Raw genomic sequence first — 15,162 nt, 5'->3', positions numbered from 1 at the left:
TCATCCGGCGAGCCCGGAGGACCTACGAGTGACGGCTCACGATCGAGTCGGCGTAGGACGCGAGATCGTGGACCCAGACCTGCAGACGCCGCCTCCTGGGTGTGTCCAAGAAGGGGAGGGCGTGCCGGTAGGTCGCCGACCAGGTGATGTCGGTGCCGCCACGGGGGGCTCGGGCAAGGTCCACGGACCCGCGATGAGAGGTGAACAGCCCCGAGGTCTGTTCGTAGCTGAACCGCTGGTCGGGAACCATCTCCACGACGCGCTCGTGGCAGTGCACACGTCCGGTGAGGGTGCGGATGGTGCGCCGGTCACCCACGCGTGCCGGTCGGTCGATTCCCGCGGGCACATCCCACTCGACGTCGGCGTGGGCGGACCACAGCGGCCAGGACTCCGCGTGCAGAAGCGCCGCGTAGACGACGGCGGCGGATGCCGATGAGTGCGAAGAGGCAGTGACAGTGAGGGACGACACCCCGACAAGGTAGACCGACGGCACGAGTCGGGAAGGTCTCCCCCGGGAGCACCCTGTGCCGAGGCCGGCGTGACAGGCGCGGGAACGCCCGGGTGGAATAGCTGGTTCCTCACCTAGTCTCCCGATCATGTTCAAGTCAGGGGTGGGGTTCTTCGCGTTGTTCGGCCTCGGCTGGTGGCTGCTGGCCACGAGCGCGTTCGGCGGCACGGTCCGGCTGGTCGCTGTGGGGGCCGGCTGCGCGGTCACGGTGGGGCTGATGCTCGCCGCGCGCCGTTTCCTTCCCGCGTCGGCCGGAGGGCCGTTCCCCGCCGACCGGCGGCGGCGGTTCAACCGGATCAACGGTCTCCAGTGGCTGTTGATCGTCGCCATCGCGGTGGTGTGCTCGCGTGCCGGGGCGCCGGTGCTGATTCCCCCGCTGGTCGCGCTGGTCGTCGGGGCGCACTTCCTCCCGCTCGCCGCGGTGTTCGAGCAGCCCCGGCTCCGGGTGCCCGCGGCACTGCTGGGCGCGGCCGGATCGGCGGGCCTGGCCGTATGGCTGGCGGGCGGCCCGGACAGCGCCGTGCGCCTGACCGTGGGCCTCCTCTCCGCGCTCTGCCTGTGGGGCCTGGCCCTGTGGACGGTCGCCGGGGCGGCTTCCGCCGCCGGGCGCGGCGTCACGGAGTGAGGGCCGGTCAGGTCGTCGGGCTCAGGATCATCAGCATCTTCGGGTCGGACACGGGGACGAACCCGACCTTGGCGTACAGCTCGTGGGCGTCGAGCGTGGCGAGGAGGATCCGCTTGAGTTCGTACGGGGCGAGGTGGTCGCGCACGGCGGTCGCCAGACGTACGCCGAGGCCCCGGCCGCGGTGCGCGGGGTCCACGTAGACGTCGCAGAGCCAGGCGAAGGTGGCATGGTCCGTGACGACCCGGGCGTAGGCGACCTGCGTCCCCTCGCCGTCGTACACACCGAAGTTGAGCGATCCGCGCAGGGACCGCTCGACGAGGTCCCGGCTGCGGCCGAGCGCCCAGAAGGCGTCGGTGGAGAGCCAGTGGTGTACGCGATCGAGGTCGATGCGGTCCGGGTCGGTGTCGACCTCGTACGCGTCGTCGCCGGGCTGGGCGCTGGTCGTGGTGGTCATGGGCCGGGATGGTAGCCGCGGCGCGGAGACCGGGCTGTCGGCGGGGGTGGCCGTCCGTGATGCCCGCACGGCGACACCGCCGATAACGGATGGCGGAGGCGGGCGTCACTCGGCAGGATGCTCCGCATGACGCTGCCCACCCCCGAGTTGCCCACCGAGCGCCTGCGCCTGCGGCCGTTCACCGACGCCGACGCGGAACCGCTCTACGCGCTCCAGAGCGACGCCCACGTACTGCGGTACTGGGACTCCCCGCCGTGGACCGACCCCGCCCGCACCCAGCGCTTCCTCGCGACCTGCCGGAGGATCGAGGAGGAAGGCTCGGGAGCCCGGGTGGCCGTCGAACGAGTCTCCGACGGCTCGTTCCTCGGCTGGTGCGGCCTGACCGGCTTCAACCCGGACTTCCGCAGCGCGTCGCTGGGCTACGTCTTCGACTCCACCGCATGGGGCAACGGCTACGCCACGGAGACCGCGCACGCCGTCCTGCGGTGGGCGTACGACACCCTGGACCTGAACCGCGTCCAGGCCGAGACCGACACCCGTAACGTGGCGTCCGCCCGGGTCCTGGAGAAGCTCGGCTTCGTCCACGAAGGCACCCTCCGCGAGGACTGCGTCGTCAACGGCGACGTCTCCGACTCCTGGGTCTTCGGCCTCCTCCGCCGCGACTGGGACGCGACGGCCGACCACTAGGACCGGGAGAGTTGAACCGGTGAGCGTTCCCGACGCGTTGGCCTCCGACGAGGTCCCGCAGCGACTGATGGCGTCGTACGTCACGGGCTTCGGCGAGGAAGGAAGCGCCTGGATCGCCGAACTGCCGTCTCTGGCAACAGACATGCTGGACCACTGGCAGCTGCGGCGGGATGGCGCGGTCCGGTCCGGCCAGGCCTCCTTGGTGCTGCCGGTACTGCGCCACGACGGCACCCGCGCGGTTCTCAAACTCCAGATGCCCAGGGAGGAGACCACGGCCGCGCTGATCGGGCTCCGTACCTGGAACGGCGACGGAACGGTCCGGCTGCTCGATCACGACCCCGCGAGCGGCAGCATGCTCCTGGAACGGCTGGACGGAGCCCGCACCCTGGCCTCCGTCGACGATGACGACATGGCGATGGGCATCCTCGCCGGACTGCACGCGCGACTGGTCGCGCTCCCCGCGCCGCAGGGGCTGCGCGGCCTCGGTGACGTCGCCGCCGAGATGCTGGAGCAGGCCCCGCAGGCGGTCGCCCAGCTGACCGACCCGGCCGACCGGCACCTCCTGCGGGGCTGGGCGTCGGCCGTCGCCGAACTGGCCGACGACCCCGGGGACCGGTTGCTGCACTGGGATCTCCACTACGACAACGTTCTTGCCGCGCAGCGTGAGCCGTGGCTCGCCATCGACCCCGAACCGCTCGCCGGCGACCCGGGGTTCGACCTGTGGCCCGCCCTGGACAGCCGGTGGGACGATGTCGTCGTCGCGCAGGGCGAGCCGCTGCGCGTGGTGCGACGCCGGTTCGACCTGCTCACCGAAGCCCTCGGCCTGGACCGCGCCCGGGCCGCCGGCTGGACGCTGGGGCGGCTGCTGCAGAACACCCTCTGGGACATCGAGGACGGCAAGACCCGGCTCGCCGCGTCCGCCGTGGTGATGGCGGAGGCCCTGGGCAGCCATCGGTGACCTCGGCGCGCGGCCGGTCAGGCGGCGGCCTGTGCGTGTTCGGCATGCTCTGCGTGTTCAACGTGTTCCGCGCGGCAGTCGCGACAGTGGCCGGGGACGGGTGAGCGGAAGGCCCGGTCGCAGTCGTCGCAGGTCTGGAAGGGCGTGACGGTGACGCGGGGGCGAGCCAGCGCCGAGAGGTCGTCGACGCCGGGAGGTGCGGGCGGGAGCAGCTCGGTGAGCCGGTAGGTGAGCAGCTTGGCCGGGTGCTTGAGGGGGAGGGGCGGGTCATCGGTGAGGGCACGGCGGATGGCGTCCGGACGGGCCGCGCGTTCGAGCCATGCCGCCACGCCGGGAACCAGCCGATGGACGTCGGCCTCGGACAGGGCGAACTGGGGTGCGTGGCGGTGCAGATCGCTGAGGAGCGCGGTGGCTGCGCGGCCGAGCTCCGGGGTGAGTTCGCTGGGCTGGGGGAGTGGCCGACGAGGCGTCTTGGGTGCGGTCGGGGGCGGTACACGCGGTACGAAGAGCGGGGCTGAGGGTGTGGTCGGCGGTACGGAGACGGGCGGGGCCACGGGTGCCGCCTCCGGCGCGGGGGCTTGTACGGGGATGACCGCTGGTACGCCTACGGGGGCCGACGGGATGACCGCCGGTACGCGTACGGGCGCTGGTGCGGCGGGCCGGGGGCGTAACTCCGCCGCCGGGCGACAGGGGTGCACCAGCGCGGCGGGCTGGTTGCAGAAGAGGGTGCGGGTGATGACCTTCTCGCCGGGCAGCCGGTGGCGGAAGCGTTGCAGATAGCCGTGGGCTTCGAGTTCGCGCAGGGCGGCGGCGATGCGCTTCTCGCCTTCCTGGCAGCGGGCGGCGAGCGCCTTGATGCTGACCTCGGTGCCCTGGGGGAGCGACTGGATGCGTACGGCGATGCCGACGGCGGTGCAGCTGAGGTGGGGGTGCTGGGCGAGGTGGTTGCCGACGACGGTGAAGCGGTCGGTGTGCGGGAGGCTGATGTGGATGACGCCGGAGGTGGGAAGAGGTCCGGGAACCTCCGCCAGGGCGCGGGTGAGGGCAGTATTCTGCTGGGTATCCATCGGGAAGGTCGATTCTTCCTAGGTGGTCAGGCCCTCGGTTGGGATTGCAGTCCCGGTCGGGGGCCGACGTATGTGTGGGATGTGGTCTGGCGTGAGCATATGCCGGGCAACCTGCGCGAAAGCGAGCCGAGTTGGGAAATGTCACCCGTGTGAGTGACGAGGCCCCGCACGCCTCTGGGGTCCGTCAGGTGGCCAGCGGGGGTGGGGTCGGGTGGGGTTCTTTCTCTTGGTTCTTTAGTAGTTGATGTCGCGCCGCAGTGGGTCGCGCCGGCGCACGTTCCGGTGGGGCCGCACCGGAACGCGACGGGGCGCGATGCGGTGAGGGCGGCTACCGTACGAGGTCGATTTCCGCCCACACCGTCTTGCGGGGGACCGGCCCGGGGACGACGCCCCAGTGGTCCGCCAGCGCCTCGACGATGAGCAGACCGCGCCCGGACTCCGCGTCGTCTTCGGGCGGCTTCACGGCTCCGGGGCCGGGCGGGAGGCTGTCACCGCGCGTGTCCGTGACTTCGATCCGCAGCCTGTTTGCGCTGACGGTGAGGGCGAGTTGGAAGTCCCGGCCCTTCACGCGGCCGTGGACGGTGGCGTTGGCCGCCAGCTCGGCGACGATGTGCGCCGCCGCCTCTGCCTCCGACGGGAGCCCCCACGCTCCGAGATGGGCGGCGGTGAGCAACCGGGCGAGCCGGGCCCCTCGGCGGGTGGGGGAGAGCAGCACGGTGAACGCGCGCTCGGTGGGCGTGTGTTGGGTGCGGATGACTTCTTGGTTCATGTCACTCAGCGTGTCCGCGCGTGCGTACCGTGCCCAGAGGAAGAGCCCTTGCGTACGGTCGCTGTCCGAGCCTTGTCCGGTGTTGTCCGGGCTGTCGGCAGTGACGTGCGGGGAACGGAAGCGGTTGGGACGAGAACGGCACGCACGTCGGAAGTGGGGCTCGCATGAGCGTGGTCGAAGACGGTACGGAGCACGGCAACGACGCGGTGGACGAGCCCGGTTGGGAGGTCGACCCGGATGACGAGTCCGGGGCGGCGGTCGTCGCGGCGGTGGGCCGCCAGATCAAGACCTGGCGCGAGGCGGCGGGCCTGCGGGCGGCTGAGCTGGGGTCGCTGCTGGGGTACGGCGAGGACTTGATCTACAAGGTGGAGGGCGGAAGCCGTATCCCGCGCCCTGAGTTCATGGACGCGGTGGACGTGGCGGTGGGAGCGGGTGGAAAGCTCGCGGCGATGAAACCGGATCTTGCGGAGGTGCGGTACCCGAAGAAGATCCGGGACTTGGCGAAGCTTGAGGCCAAGGCCGTCGAGCTGGCCGCGTACGGCAGCCACAATCTCCACGGTCTGTTACAGACGGAGGAGTATGCGAGGGCCTTGCTCGGCACGCGACGCCCGATCCTGACGCCGGACGAGCTGGAGCGGGCTGTTGCGGGACGCATGGCCCGGCACTCCATCTTCGACCGATCGCCCGCTCCCCAGCTCGGTTTCGTCCAGGAGGAGGCGTCATTGCGCCGCCCTATCGGCGGGCGTGCCATCTGGCGTCGCCAGCTTGAGAACCTGCTCCGCATCGGGGAGTTGCCCTTCGTCGACATACAGGTCATGCCGACTTCCCGGTGGGATCACGCAGGAACGGGCGGGCGGATCCAAGTGCTGAAGTTCGCCGATGGTTCAGCTGTCGGCCGAGCCGACGACGAGTTCGCCGGCAGGCCCATTTCTCACCCGAAGCAGCTCCGTATCCTTGAGCTAGGGTTTGGAAACATCCGGGCTCGGGCTCTCACGCCGGAGGAGTCCCAGGCCTTCATCGTGCAAGTTCTGGGAGAGACATGACCAACAGGCCCTCTGCCGGGGAAGTTTCCGAGCTGCACTGGTTCAAGAGCAGCTACAGCGACAGCAGCAACCCCAACGACTGCGTCGAGGTCGCGACCGCCCCCGACACCGTCCACGTACGCGACTCCAAGAACCTCCAGGGCCCCCGCCTCGCCGTCACCCCCGCCGTGTGGACCGGCTTCGTCGCGTACGCCGCAGGGCGCTGATCTCCCGCCCGCCACTATGATGCGGGCAACGCGTCGCTAAGCGCGCTGGTGTGCCGGGAAGTCTGGTCGGCGTCGGAGGGGCAGCCGCCCCTCGGCCTGCCGAGACCTCGGAGGGTTGTCCGTCATGGACGAAATCCTGCTCCAGCGACTGAAACGGCCCGATCCACCGCATGCGCCCTGCCGGAGACCTCGGCCCCGCGGTCGCAGGTGAAGCCGCCGCAGGGCGGGCAGCAGGCTTCCGCGTCCGCGTCGAGTGGACCCGGCGGTTCCCCGTCGTCCTGTGCACAGACGTATCCCGGATTCGAAGCTCTGCTGGACGCGGTCGCGGCAACGGGCGTGGGGCCCGCCGAGGCCGAGTTGGAAGGACTCCGGTCGTTCGGGGAGGAAGCCGCGATCAGCGGCATCACTCTGCGGGCCCTGGTCGTGCACCACCTGTCCCGGACCCGGGCTGCCTGGCCCGCCGGGGCCGCAGGCTCCGGCCGCGTGCTCGCCGCCGTGCAACTGGCCGTCGAAGCGCTCTGCGAGGGCTACGAGCGTGCCGAGCAGCTCGCCGTCCGGCAGCAGGAGGCGGCACGCCGGGAGTTCATCGACGATCTTCTGTACGGGAGCGGCGAACCGGGGATCCTGGCCGAACGCGCTGAGCGGCTCGGGCTGCGGTTCTCCGACGCGCACGCCGTCGCTGTGGCCGAAGGTCCCGTCCCGTACGCCGAGGGCGACGCCGTGCCCCGGCTCGTCGAACGTGCCGTGACTCGCCGCTTCGGGGAGCGCAGCATTCTGCTCACCACCAAGGACGGACGGCTGATCTGCATCGCGCCCGGGGACCGACGCCAGGTCCTCACCCACTTCGCCAAGCAGGCCCACGCCGCGACCGGCGGCGGACGGGCCGCGATCGGACGGCCGCACCCCGGAGCGGGCGGCGTCGTCCACTCGTACGGGGAGGCACTCCGGGCCCTGGACCTGGCGGGCCATCTCGATCTGGAGGACCCGGTGCTCCACGCCGCGGACCTTCTCGTCTATCCGGTGCTGACCAGGGACCGGCAGGCCATGGAGGACCTGGTCCGGGCCACCCTGGGGCCGCTTCTGAAAGCCCGGAATGGCCCGGAACCGCATCTGGAGACCCTCGCGGCTTACTTCGACTCCGGTTGCGTCACCACCCAGGCCGCCCGGCGCCTTTCCTTGAGCGTCCGGGCTCTCACGTACCGCCTCGAACGCATCCACCAGCTCACCGGGTCCGATCCCGCCGACCCCCGGCACCGCTACGTCCTGCAGACGGCTGTCATCGGGGCTCGGATCCTCGGCTGGCCCGCACACAAGACCAAGGCATAGAGGACAGCGAGAAGCGTTCCCTTCATGGTCGACGACGACAAGGACGGTCACGTGGCCTCGGTCTACAAGAACGACAACGCGCGGCGGGAGGTGCGGTCCTGGTGTGTGAACCGGATCGCGGACTGGGACACCGCCCATGTCCGCGGGGAGGTGGTGACGCCGGCGGGAGTCACGGGCGTCGTGAGCGCAGGCCCGGAGCCGAGTGGCGGGGGCCTGAGGGTCGTGCTGCTGCCGGGGACGAACATGAACGCCGCGCTGTGCCTGCCACTGGTGGAGGCGATGGCCCGGGAACGGCGCGTGACCGTCCTGGACCTGCCCGGCCAGCCGGGGCTCAGTGCGGGCCGACGTCCTCGCGTCCGGCGCATGGCCTGGTACGGGAGCTGGCTGAGCGAGGCGCTGACGCAAGCCGTTCCGGGGCCGGCCGTGGTGGTGGGCCATTCCCTGGGGGGCGCGGTCGCGCTCGCCTGCGATTCTCCGCGCATCGTCGGCCGAGTGGTGCTCTCCGGCGCCGGCATCACGCGCCTGCGGGTACCCGCCCCGCTCCTGGCCGCCACCGTCCCCTGGCTCCTGCGGCCCTCGGTCGCCCGGTCGACGGCGTTGCTGCGCCGCATGGCTGCTCCGGGGCAGGGCGAGCTACCCGGGCACCTGAGTTCCTGGATGTGCCTGGTCGCACGCCACTGTCGTACCAGCCTCGCCCCGCCGCCTCTGCCGTCGCGCCTGCTCGAACAACGGCGAACCGTGCCGACGCTGGTGGTCGCCGGCCGGTTCGACCCCTTTCTGCCCCCGCGCGCCCTGGGCCCGGCAGCGCGGCGGCGGCTCGGGGCGGAGTTTCAGGTGATCGAGGGAGCGGGGCACCTTCTGCTGGACGAGGCGCCGGTGGAGGTCTCCGCTGTGGTGGAGGAGTTCTGCGCGGCTCTGGAGGACTGAATGCGCCACGCCGGTCTGTGCACATGGCGGCCGGAGGCCGCAACCACCGGCCACTGGAAGCTGCTCAGCCCCGCACATAGGTGCCCGATAAACGTATCTGGAGATCCGCATAACGATGACGTCACCTGCTCAGCATCTTCACCGCCAATATCCCGGAATGTGACCCACACCACTAAAGATTGGGTAAACGGCGTGGTACAAATGCCCAACTTCGCGGGCGGAACCACCGTCCCAGCGGAGTGCCGGGCCCCACTCGGCAGCAGGCCAGAGCGATCACCGTCGTAGCCCACCCGTGCGGCAGGCGGTATCGCCATCCGGACAGCGTCGTTCGCTCATCCCCCCATCGCACACCGACCGGCGAAGGCACCCCCAAGTCCGCCGCTCCCGCGTCATCGAGGTAGCCAACGTGTCACTCGACTCCATCACCGAGAACATCGACGAATCCGTCAGCGGATTCTTCGAGCCCATAGCCGACTGGCTGGGCGGGATCGTCTTCTACTCCGTCACCATCGCCGGGGCGGACGTACCGCTCATCGTCACCTGGCTGGCGGTGGCCGGTCTCGTCTTCACCGGCTGGTTCGGCTTCGTCCAGGTGCGCAAGTTCCGCCTCGCCGTGGACGTGGTGCGCGGCAAGTACGACGACAAGGACTCCGCGGGTGAGGTCAACCACTTCCAGGCCCTGACCGCCGCCGTCTCCGGAACGGTCGGTCTCGGCAACATCGCGGGTGTGGCCGTCGCGGTCTCCATCGGCGGCGCCGGAGCCACGTTCTGGATGATCATCTGCGGTCTGCTCGGCATGGCCACCAAGTTCGTCGAGGTCACCCTCGGTGTGAAGTACCGCGAGGTCCACGCCGACGGCACCGTCTCCGGCGGACCGATGCACTACCTGCCCAAGGGGCTGGCCGAACGCTTCGGGAAGAACGGCAAGAGCCTCGGCAAGGTCCTCGCCGTCCTCGCCTCGATCATGATCCTGTTCTTCGGGCTCTTCGGCGGCAACCTCTTCCAGGTCAACCAGTCGTACGCCCAGCTCGTCTCCGTCACCGGCGGCGAGGACGGTGCGATGGGCTCCTCCGGCGGTGCGCTCTTCTTCGGCATCCTGGTCGCCGCGCTCGTCGGCATCGTCCTGCTCGGCGGCATCCGTTCCATCGCCTCGGTCACCAGCCGGCTCGTGCCCGCGATGGCCGGGATCTACGTCGTCGCCTGCCTGATCGTCATCCTCGTCAACGTCACCGCCGTGCCCGCCGCGATCGGCACGATCATCGAGGGCGCGTTCAACCCCGAGGGCGTCGCGGGCGGCATCCTCGGCGCACTGATCATCGGCTTCAAGCGCGCCGCGTTCTCCAACGAGGCCGGCATCGGCTCCGCGCCGATCGCCCACTCCGCGGTGAAGACCAAGCACCCCGCCAGCGAGGGCCTGGTCGCGCTGCTGGAGCCGTTCATCGACACCGTCATCATCTGCACCATGACCGCCCTGACCATCGTCATCGCCAACCCGGCCAGCTGGGGCGAGGCCCGTGACGGCGAGTCCATCGGCGGCGTGACGATCACCTCGGACGCGTTCGAGACCGTGCTGCCCTGGTTCCCGTACATCCTCACCATCGCGGTGATGCTCTTCGCCATCTCCACGGTGCTCACCTGGGGTTACTACGGCCTCAAGGCCTGGACGCACCTCTTCGGCCGCAGCCGCACCAGCGAGACCGTCTACAAGTCCCTCTACACCCTGTTCGCCGTCGCCGGGTCGCTGCTCACGCTGCAGACCCTCATCGACCTGGCCGACGCGGTGCTCTTCACCCTCGCCGTCATCAACATCATCGGCCTGTACCTCCTCGCCCCCGTCGTCAAGCGCGAGCTGAACAGCTTCCTTGAATACGTGCGGGTCCGGAAGGCGGGCGGCTCCGACGGGACCGGCGGGGACACGGACGATCAGACGACGAAGGTCACCGTCTGATCCGAACAGCTCCTGATGTCCCCATTCCTGCCCGTACGGAGGGATGGGGACATCAACTCGTGTGCAGCATCAGCCCGATGCCCACCACCATCAGCCCCGCCGCCGCGATCCTCGGAGCCCCGAAGCGCTCCTTGAAGAACAGGGTGCCGATCGCGGCGCCCACGATGATCGACGACTCGCGCAGTGCCGCGATCGGGGCCAGCGGGGCTCGCGTCTGGGCCCAGAGCACCAGCCCGTACGCGACCACCGAAAGGGCCGCGCCGAGCAGGCCGCGTGCCGCGAACGGCCTCAGTTGTGGCAGCAGTTCGGCGCGGCGGCGGTAGTACGCGTACGCCGGGATCGCCAGGCCCTCCAGGACCATCAGCCATGCGACGTAACCCAGCGGGGTGCCGGAGGCGCGGACGCCGACGCCGTCGACCGTCGTGTACCCGGCGATGGCGAGCCCCGTGCCGAGGGCCGCCACGATCGCCGGCCAGTGCGGGCGCTTCCCGGAGCCCCGGATGCCCCACAGTGCCAGCCCGACCAGTCCGGCCGAGGCCACCGCCACGCCCGCCGTCGCCCAGCCGTCCGGGCGCTCGCCGACGAACACCGCCGCCAGGACCGTCACCACCAGCGGGGCCGTGCCCCGGGCGATCGGGTACATCTGGCCGAAGTCGCCCAGCGTGAACGAGCGCATCAGCAGCATCATGTACGCCACGTGCAGCGCGGCCGAGACCAGGAGGTACGGCCAGGCGGCCGCCGCCGGGAACGGGGCGAACAGGGCCATCGCCGCGCCGATCAGCAGACCGCCGCCGGAGATCAGCGTGAAGGAGAGCAGCTGATCCTTGATCGCGTGGGCGATGGCGTTCCAACTGGCGTGCGTGATCGCGGCTATGAGGACCGCGAGCGCGACCAGCGGGGTCACTTGGCGGGCTCGCGCACATCCGCGACCGTCGCGCCCGCGTGGGCGATCAGCGTTTTCGGGTCGAGCGGGAACACCGTGTGCGGGGTGCCCGCGGCCGCCCACACCACCGCGTGGTCCAGGAGGCGTCGGTCGGCCAGGACACGGGTCCTGGTGGCGTGGCCGAACGGGGGTACGCCGCCGATCGCGTAACCCGTCGTCTCGCGGACCAGGTCCGCGTCCGCCCGCTTGACCTTCTGCGCGCCGAGTTCGCGGCGTACCAGCTCGACGTCCACCCGGGACGACCCGTCCATCAGGACCAGTACCGGTACGCCGTCCGCCGTGAAGACCAGCGACTTGACGATCTCGCTCAGCTCGCAGCCGACCGCCGCCGCGGCCTCGACGGCGGTCCTGGTCGCGTCGGGGAAGCGGCGCACCTCGACCTGGAGGCCCAGTTCGGCCAGCGCCTCGGCGAACCGGGGGTGGGCGTGGGAGACGGGGGCGGCCGGGGCCGCGGGTGTGGTTTCGGTGGGTTCGGGGGTGCTCATGGCTGCACGCTAGCGGTCGGTGCAGTATGCATGCGAGCGGGTTCCGGAGCGTGGGCTCACCCTGCCGGATGCGAGCCCGGGGTGTGGCCGAACGTACGGCGGAAGACCTCGATGAACGCGCTCGCCGACGACCAGCCGCACTGATGCGCCACCGCGGTCACCGGCGTCCGTTCGGTCAGCAGGATCAGGGCGTGGTGAAGGCGGAGCTGGGTGCGCCACTGCGGGAACGTCATGCCGAGGTCGCTGCGGAACAGCCGGGACAGGGTCCGGTCGCCGGCCCCGACCTGGCGGCCGAGTTCGGCGAGCGTACGGCCGTCGCCGGGGTCGGCCCGCAGGATGGCGCACAGGTCGCGGAGCGGCGGCGCGGTGGGCGTGGGCAGGTGCAGCGGCTGCTGGGCGTCCGACGCGCGCAGTTGGTCGAGGAGCACCGCGCGCAGCCGGGCCCGCTCGGGGCTTTCGCCGTCGTCCTCGGCACGGGTGTAGGCGATGAGGAGTTCGCGCAGCAGCGGGCTGACGGCGAGGACGGTCGGTGCGTCGAGGCCGAGCGGGTTCTCGATGACGGGCAGCCCGACCAGGTGCAGATCGAGTTCGCCGTACGCCCGGTGCGCGTGCACGACGCCCGCGGGGACCCAGATCGCGCGGGTGCCCGGGGCGACCCAGGATCCCGCGTCGGTCGTGACGGTCAGGACGCCGCGGCCCGCGTAGACGATCTGGTGGTCGTCGTGCCGGTGGGCGTCGATCGAGCCGCCGGGGGCGAGCCGGCGGGTGCGGGTCGGGGCCACGGGGGCGTGACGGACGGCGGTCGCTCCACCGACGGCGGCCGGGTGGGCGGCAGCCGGGCGGGAGGCAGCCGGGTGGGAGGCAGCCGGGTGGACGGCAGCCGGGCGGGCGGCAGCTTGACCGGTGGCGCCTTGACCGGTGGCGCCTTGACCGGCGGCAGCGTGGCGGATGTTCGGCATCATCTGGCAGATTATCGAAAGCGCGACAGAGTGCCCTGGCCGGACCATGGCGGCATGCGAAGGAACACGCCGATCGTCCTGCTGTCCGTGGGCCATGCCTGCGTCGACGTCTACCAGGGCTGCGTCGCGGCCCTGGTGCCGTTCTTCATCGCCGAGCGCGCCTATTCGCTCGCGGTCGCCTCGGGCATCGTGCTGGCCGCCTCGCTGCTGTCCTCGGTGGCGCAGCCGGTGTTCGGGGTGCTCACCGACCGGTGGGCCATGCCGTGGCTGCTGCCGGTCAGCACCCTGCTCGGCGGGGCCGGCATCGCGCTGAGCGGGCTGAGCGGGTCCTACCCGCTCACGCTCGCGTTCGTGGCGCTGTCGGGGATCGGGGTGGCCGCCTACCATCCCGAATCCGCCCGCGTCGCCCGTATCGCGGCCGGGGGCAGCCACCGGGCGATGGGCTGGTTCTCCATGGGCGGCACGGTCGGCTTCGCCCTGGCCCCGCTCATGGTCGCCGTCGCGATGGCCGCCGGCGGGCTGCGCTGGACACCCCTGCTCGTGCTGCCGGCCCTCGCCGGAGCCGCGTTGTGCCTGCCGGTGGTCCGTGTCCTGCAACGGCGGCAGACGGCCGACGGCTCCGGTACGTCCCTGGCCGTGGTCTTCCGGTCGATCGCGTTCATCGGCCTGAGCACCTTCATCGCGCTGTACGCCCGCCAGCGCCTGGGCGGCGGCACGGCGGTGGGCACCGCGGCCCTGACCGTGCTCTACCTGGGCAGTACGGTCGGCTCGGTGCTCGGCGGATCCCTGGCCGCCCGGTGGGACCGGGTGGTGGTCGCTCGCTGGGCGTACCTGATCTCGGTCGTGGCCGTCGCGGGCGTGGTGTGGGTGCCGGGCCCGGCCTTCTACCTGTTCGTGGCGCTGACCTCGGCGGGCCTCTACGTGCCCTTCTCCCTCCAAGTCACGCTGGGACAGGACTACTTGCCCTCCCGGGTCGGCACCGCCAGCGGGATCACCCTCGGCCTGACCGTCAGCATCGGCGGCCTGGCCGGCCCGGCCGTCGGCAGCCTCGCCGACGCCACGTCCCTGCGGACCGCGCTGGCGCCTCTGGCGCTGATGCCGTTGCTGAGCTGGCTGTTCTTCCGGAGCCTGCCCGAACCGGGTGTGTCGCGCGCCGAGTTGGCGGAGGGCGCAGCCGCCCCGAGTTCCGGGGGCGGTGCGGTGAAAGCTGGGTGACCATGCACATGAACCGCGTTCGCCACGTGAAAGGTGCGGCCGCCCTCGCCGGGGCGACCGCACCTTTCACGTGGCTCCGCGTCTCAGCGGGCAGCCGGATGTGCGGACATCAGGTCGTGGCGTGCCAGTAGACCGCCAGGCGGGCCTGTTCCACGGGTGAGACGCGCTTGTGGAACTTGGTCCACTTCGTGGAGTACTTGATCCTGCCGTTGTACGAACCGGTGGTCTTGGTGATGAGTTGGCCGTGATTGATCCCGGCCTTGTACTGGACTTCGTGGTTCGCGGTGCCCGCGATGCCGGAGGACTCGGAGACGGTTCCGTCGTTGTACGAGGAGACCGTGGTCCAGTCGGTGCTCATGTTGCCCTTCTTGGTGGTGCTCGGCATCTTGCTCCCGAGCGCCTTGAGGAAGGCGCTGCCCGGCGTCATGTCCTTGCACTGCCGGGCCTTTCCGCAGAGCGTCACCCTGCTCTTGGTGATTCCGGCGTGCGGGGTGCCCAGCGTGACGACGTCCTCGATGTAGAGCTTGTCCGGGAAGCCCTTGGCGCCCTTGTGGGTGTAGTGCAGGGCGGCGCGGACGACGAGACCGCCCATGGAGTGGGCTACGACGTCGACCTTGATGCCCTTCTTCGTGTAGTTCTTGGAGACGTAGTTCGCGAACTTCTTGGCCACGTCCTTGATGGGCGTCTCACGGCTGCCGGTGACATTGGCCGAGCACTTCTTGTTGTTCGTGTAGTAGCCGAAGGTGAGCAGGTTCCCCTTCCACTTCTTGTTCGAGAAGTGCTTGCGGGCGTCCTTGAACGTCTTCGTGCAGTCGTGCTTGCCGAAGGGGGAGTGCCCGTGGACGAAGATGACCCGGGTGCTCGCGCTGTTCGACCGGGACGGCTTGCCCGCCGCGCCGGCCGGTGCGACGGCGAGCATGGTGAGGACGGCTGACAGTGCCGCGGCGAGAAGCAGCGTGAACCGCCTCTGAGTTCTCTGCATGGAATGTTCCCCGATTCCCCGTATACGCGTCTCCGCGTGTGGTTCTCGTCGGGCACGTTA

At 70.7% G+C, this 15,162-nt stretch carries 17 protein-coding genes; 9 read left to right on the top strand and 8 right to left on the bottom strand.

The window, feature by feature from the left end; translation table 11 throughout:
- Positions 1–22: 22 nt before the first annotated feature.
- Complete coding sequence (locus tag KV381_RS14320) at positions 23–469, bottom strand: SRPBCC family protein (RefSeq protein WP_218785340.1); 447 nt, start codon at positions 467–469, stop codon at positions 23–25.
- A 127-nt stretch (positions 470–596) separates the two neighbouring features.
- Between KV381_RS14320 and KV381_RS14315 the strand changes: the two genes are divergently transcribed.
- Positions 597–1,133, top strand: a complete 537-nt coding sequence (locus KV381_RS14315) for a hypothetical protein (protein ID WP_086779456.1) — start codon at positions 597–599, stop codon at positions 1,131–1,133.
- A gap of 7 nt (positions 1,134–1,140) precedes the next feature.
- Here the strand turns inward: KV381_RS14315 and KV381_RS14310 are convergent, their stop codons facing one another.
- The gene (locus tag KV381_RS14310; RefSeq protein WP_218785339.1) at positions 1,141–1,587 is read right to left on the bottom strand and encodes a GNAT family N-acetyltransferase; all 447 of its coding nucleotides are present in this window, start codon (positions 1,585–1,587) and stop codon (positions 1,141–1,143) included.
- Positions 1,588–1,713: 126 nt separating this feature from the next.
- On the opposite strand from KV381_RS14310, the gene KV381_RS14305 reads away from it, so the two are divergent.
- On the top strand, positions 1,714–2,274 hold the full coding sequence (locus KV381_RS14305; RefSeq protein WP_218785338.1) for a GNAT family N-acetyltransferase: 561 nt from the start codon (positions 1,714–1,716) through the stop codon (positions 2,272–2,274).
- A gap of 67 nt (positions 2,275–2,341) precedes the next feature.
- On the top strand, positions 2,342–3,232 hold the full coding sequence (locus tag KV381_RS14300) for an aminoglycoside phosphotransferase family protein (RefSeq protein WP_218787224.1): 891 nt from the start codon (positions 2,342–2,344) through the stop codon (positions 3,230–3,232).
- Between the two features lie 17 nt (positions 3,233–3,249).
- Here KV381_RS14300 and KV381_RS14295 read toward each other — a convergent pair whose 3' ends face one another.
- Together KV381_RS14295 and KV381_RS14290 are read right to left on the bottom strand one after the other, a co-directional pair.
- Positions 3,250–4,299 (bottom strand): hypothetical protein, encoded by a 1,050-nt coding sequence (locus KV381_RS14295; protein ID WP_218785337.1) that lies wholly within the window; start codon positions 4,297–4,299, stop codon positions 3,250–3,252.
- Positions 4,300–4,627: 328 nt separating this feature from the next.
- The gene (locus KV381_RS14290) at positions 4,628–5,068 is read right to left on the bottom strand and encodes an ATP-binding protein (protein ID WP_218785336.1); all 441 of its coding nucleotides are present in this window, start codon (positions 5,066–5,068) and stop codon (positions 4,628–4,630) included.
- Positions 5,069–5,232: 164 nt separating this feature from the next.
- Between KV381_RS14290 and KV381_RS14285 the strand changes: the two genes are divergently transcribed.
- From KV381_RS14285 to KV381_RS14265, 5 genes are all read left to right on the top strand, one after another.
- Positions 5,233–6,111, top strand: coding sequence for a helix-turn-helix transcriptional regulator (locus KV381_RS14285; RefSeq protein ID WP_218785335.1), 879 nt, complete (start codon positions 5,233–5,235; stop codon positions 6,109–6,111).
- Complete coding sequence (locus tag KV381_RS14280) at positions 6,108–6,317, top strand: DUF397 domain-containing protein (protein ID WP_218785334.1); 210 nt, start codon at positions 6,108–6,110, stop codon at positions 6,315–6,317. Before KV381_RS14285 ends, KV381_RS14280 begins: the two co-directional genes overlap by 4 nt.
- Before the next feature lie 309 nt (positions 6,318–6,626).
- Positions 6,627–7,643, top strand: coding sequence for a CdaR family transcriptional regulator (locus tag KV381_RS14275; RefSeq protein WP_218787223.1), 1,017 nt, complete (start codon positions 6,627–6,629; stop codon positions 7,641–7,643).
- Positions 7,644–7,667: 24 nt separating this feature from the next.
- The gene (locus KV381_RS14270) at positions 7,668–8,570 is read left to right on the top strand and encodes an alpha/beta fold hydrolase (protein WP_218785333.1); all 903 of its coding nucleotides are present in this window, start codon (positions 7,668–7,670) and stop codon (positions 8,568–8,570) included.
- 406 nt (positions 8,571–8,976) lie between these two features.
- The gene (locus KV381_RS14265) at positions 8,977–10,518 is read left to right on the top strand and encodes a sodium:alanine symporter family protein (RefSeq protein ID WP_218785332.1); all 1,542 of its coding nucleotides are present in this window, start codon (positions 8,977–8,979) and stop codon (positions 10,516–10,518) included.
- Positions 10,519–10,570: 52 nt separating this feature from the next.
- Here KV381_RS14265 and KV381_RS14260 read toward each other — a convergent pair whose 3' ends face one another.
- The 3 genes from KV381_RS14260 to KV381_RS14250 are packed head-to-tail and all read right to left on the bottom strand — an operon-like array spanning position 10,571 to position 12,908.
- On the bottom strand, positions 10,571–11,422 hold the full coding sequence (locus KV381_RS14260) for a DMT family transporter (RefSeq protein WP_030089240.1): 852 nt from the start codon (positions 11,420–11,422) through the stop codon (positions 10,571–10,573).
- Positions 11,419–11,946, bottom strand: coding sequence for a YbaK/EbsC family protein (locus tag KV381_RS14255; RefSeq protein WP_218785331.1), 528 nt, complete (start codon positions 11,944–11,946; stop codon positions 11,419–11,421). Before KV381_RS14255 ends, KV381_RS14260 begins: the two co-directional genes overlap by 4 nt.
- Positions 11,947–12,002: 56 nt before the next feature.
- Complete coding sequence (locus KV381_RS14250; protein WP_373461029.1) at positions 12,003–12,908, bottom strand: helix-turn-helix domain-containing protein; 906 nt, start codon at positions 12,906–12,908, stop codon at positions 12,003–12,005.
- Between the two features lie 51 nt (positions 12,909–12,959).
- Between KV381_RS14250 and KV381_RS14245 the strand changes: the two genes are divergently transcribed.
- Positions 12,960–14,120 carry an MFS transporter gene (locus tag KV381_RS14245; protein WP_218785330.1) on the top strand — a complete coding sequence of 387 codons (1,161 nt, stop codon included), beginning with the start codon at positions 12,960–12,962 and terminating at the stop codon, positions 14,118–14,120.
- 109 nt (positions 14,121–14,229) lie between these two features.
- Here KV381_RS14245 and KV381_RS14240 read toward each other — a convergent pair whose 3' ends face one another.
- A complete protein-coding gene (locus tag KV381_RS14240) occupies positions 14,230–15,102 on the bottom strand; it encodes a triacylglycerol lipase (protein ID WP_256995065.1) in 873 nt (290 codons plus the stop codon).
- Positions 15,103–15,162: the final 60 nt, after the last annotated feature.

Source organism: Streptomyces sp. WY228 (assembly GCF_019287315.1).
GTDB lineage: Bacteria > Actinomycetota > Actinomycetes > Streptomycetales > Streptomycetaceae > Streptomyces > Streptomyces caviscabies.
This window is presented reverse-complemented; position numbering and strand designations above follow the sequence as displayed.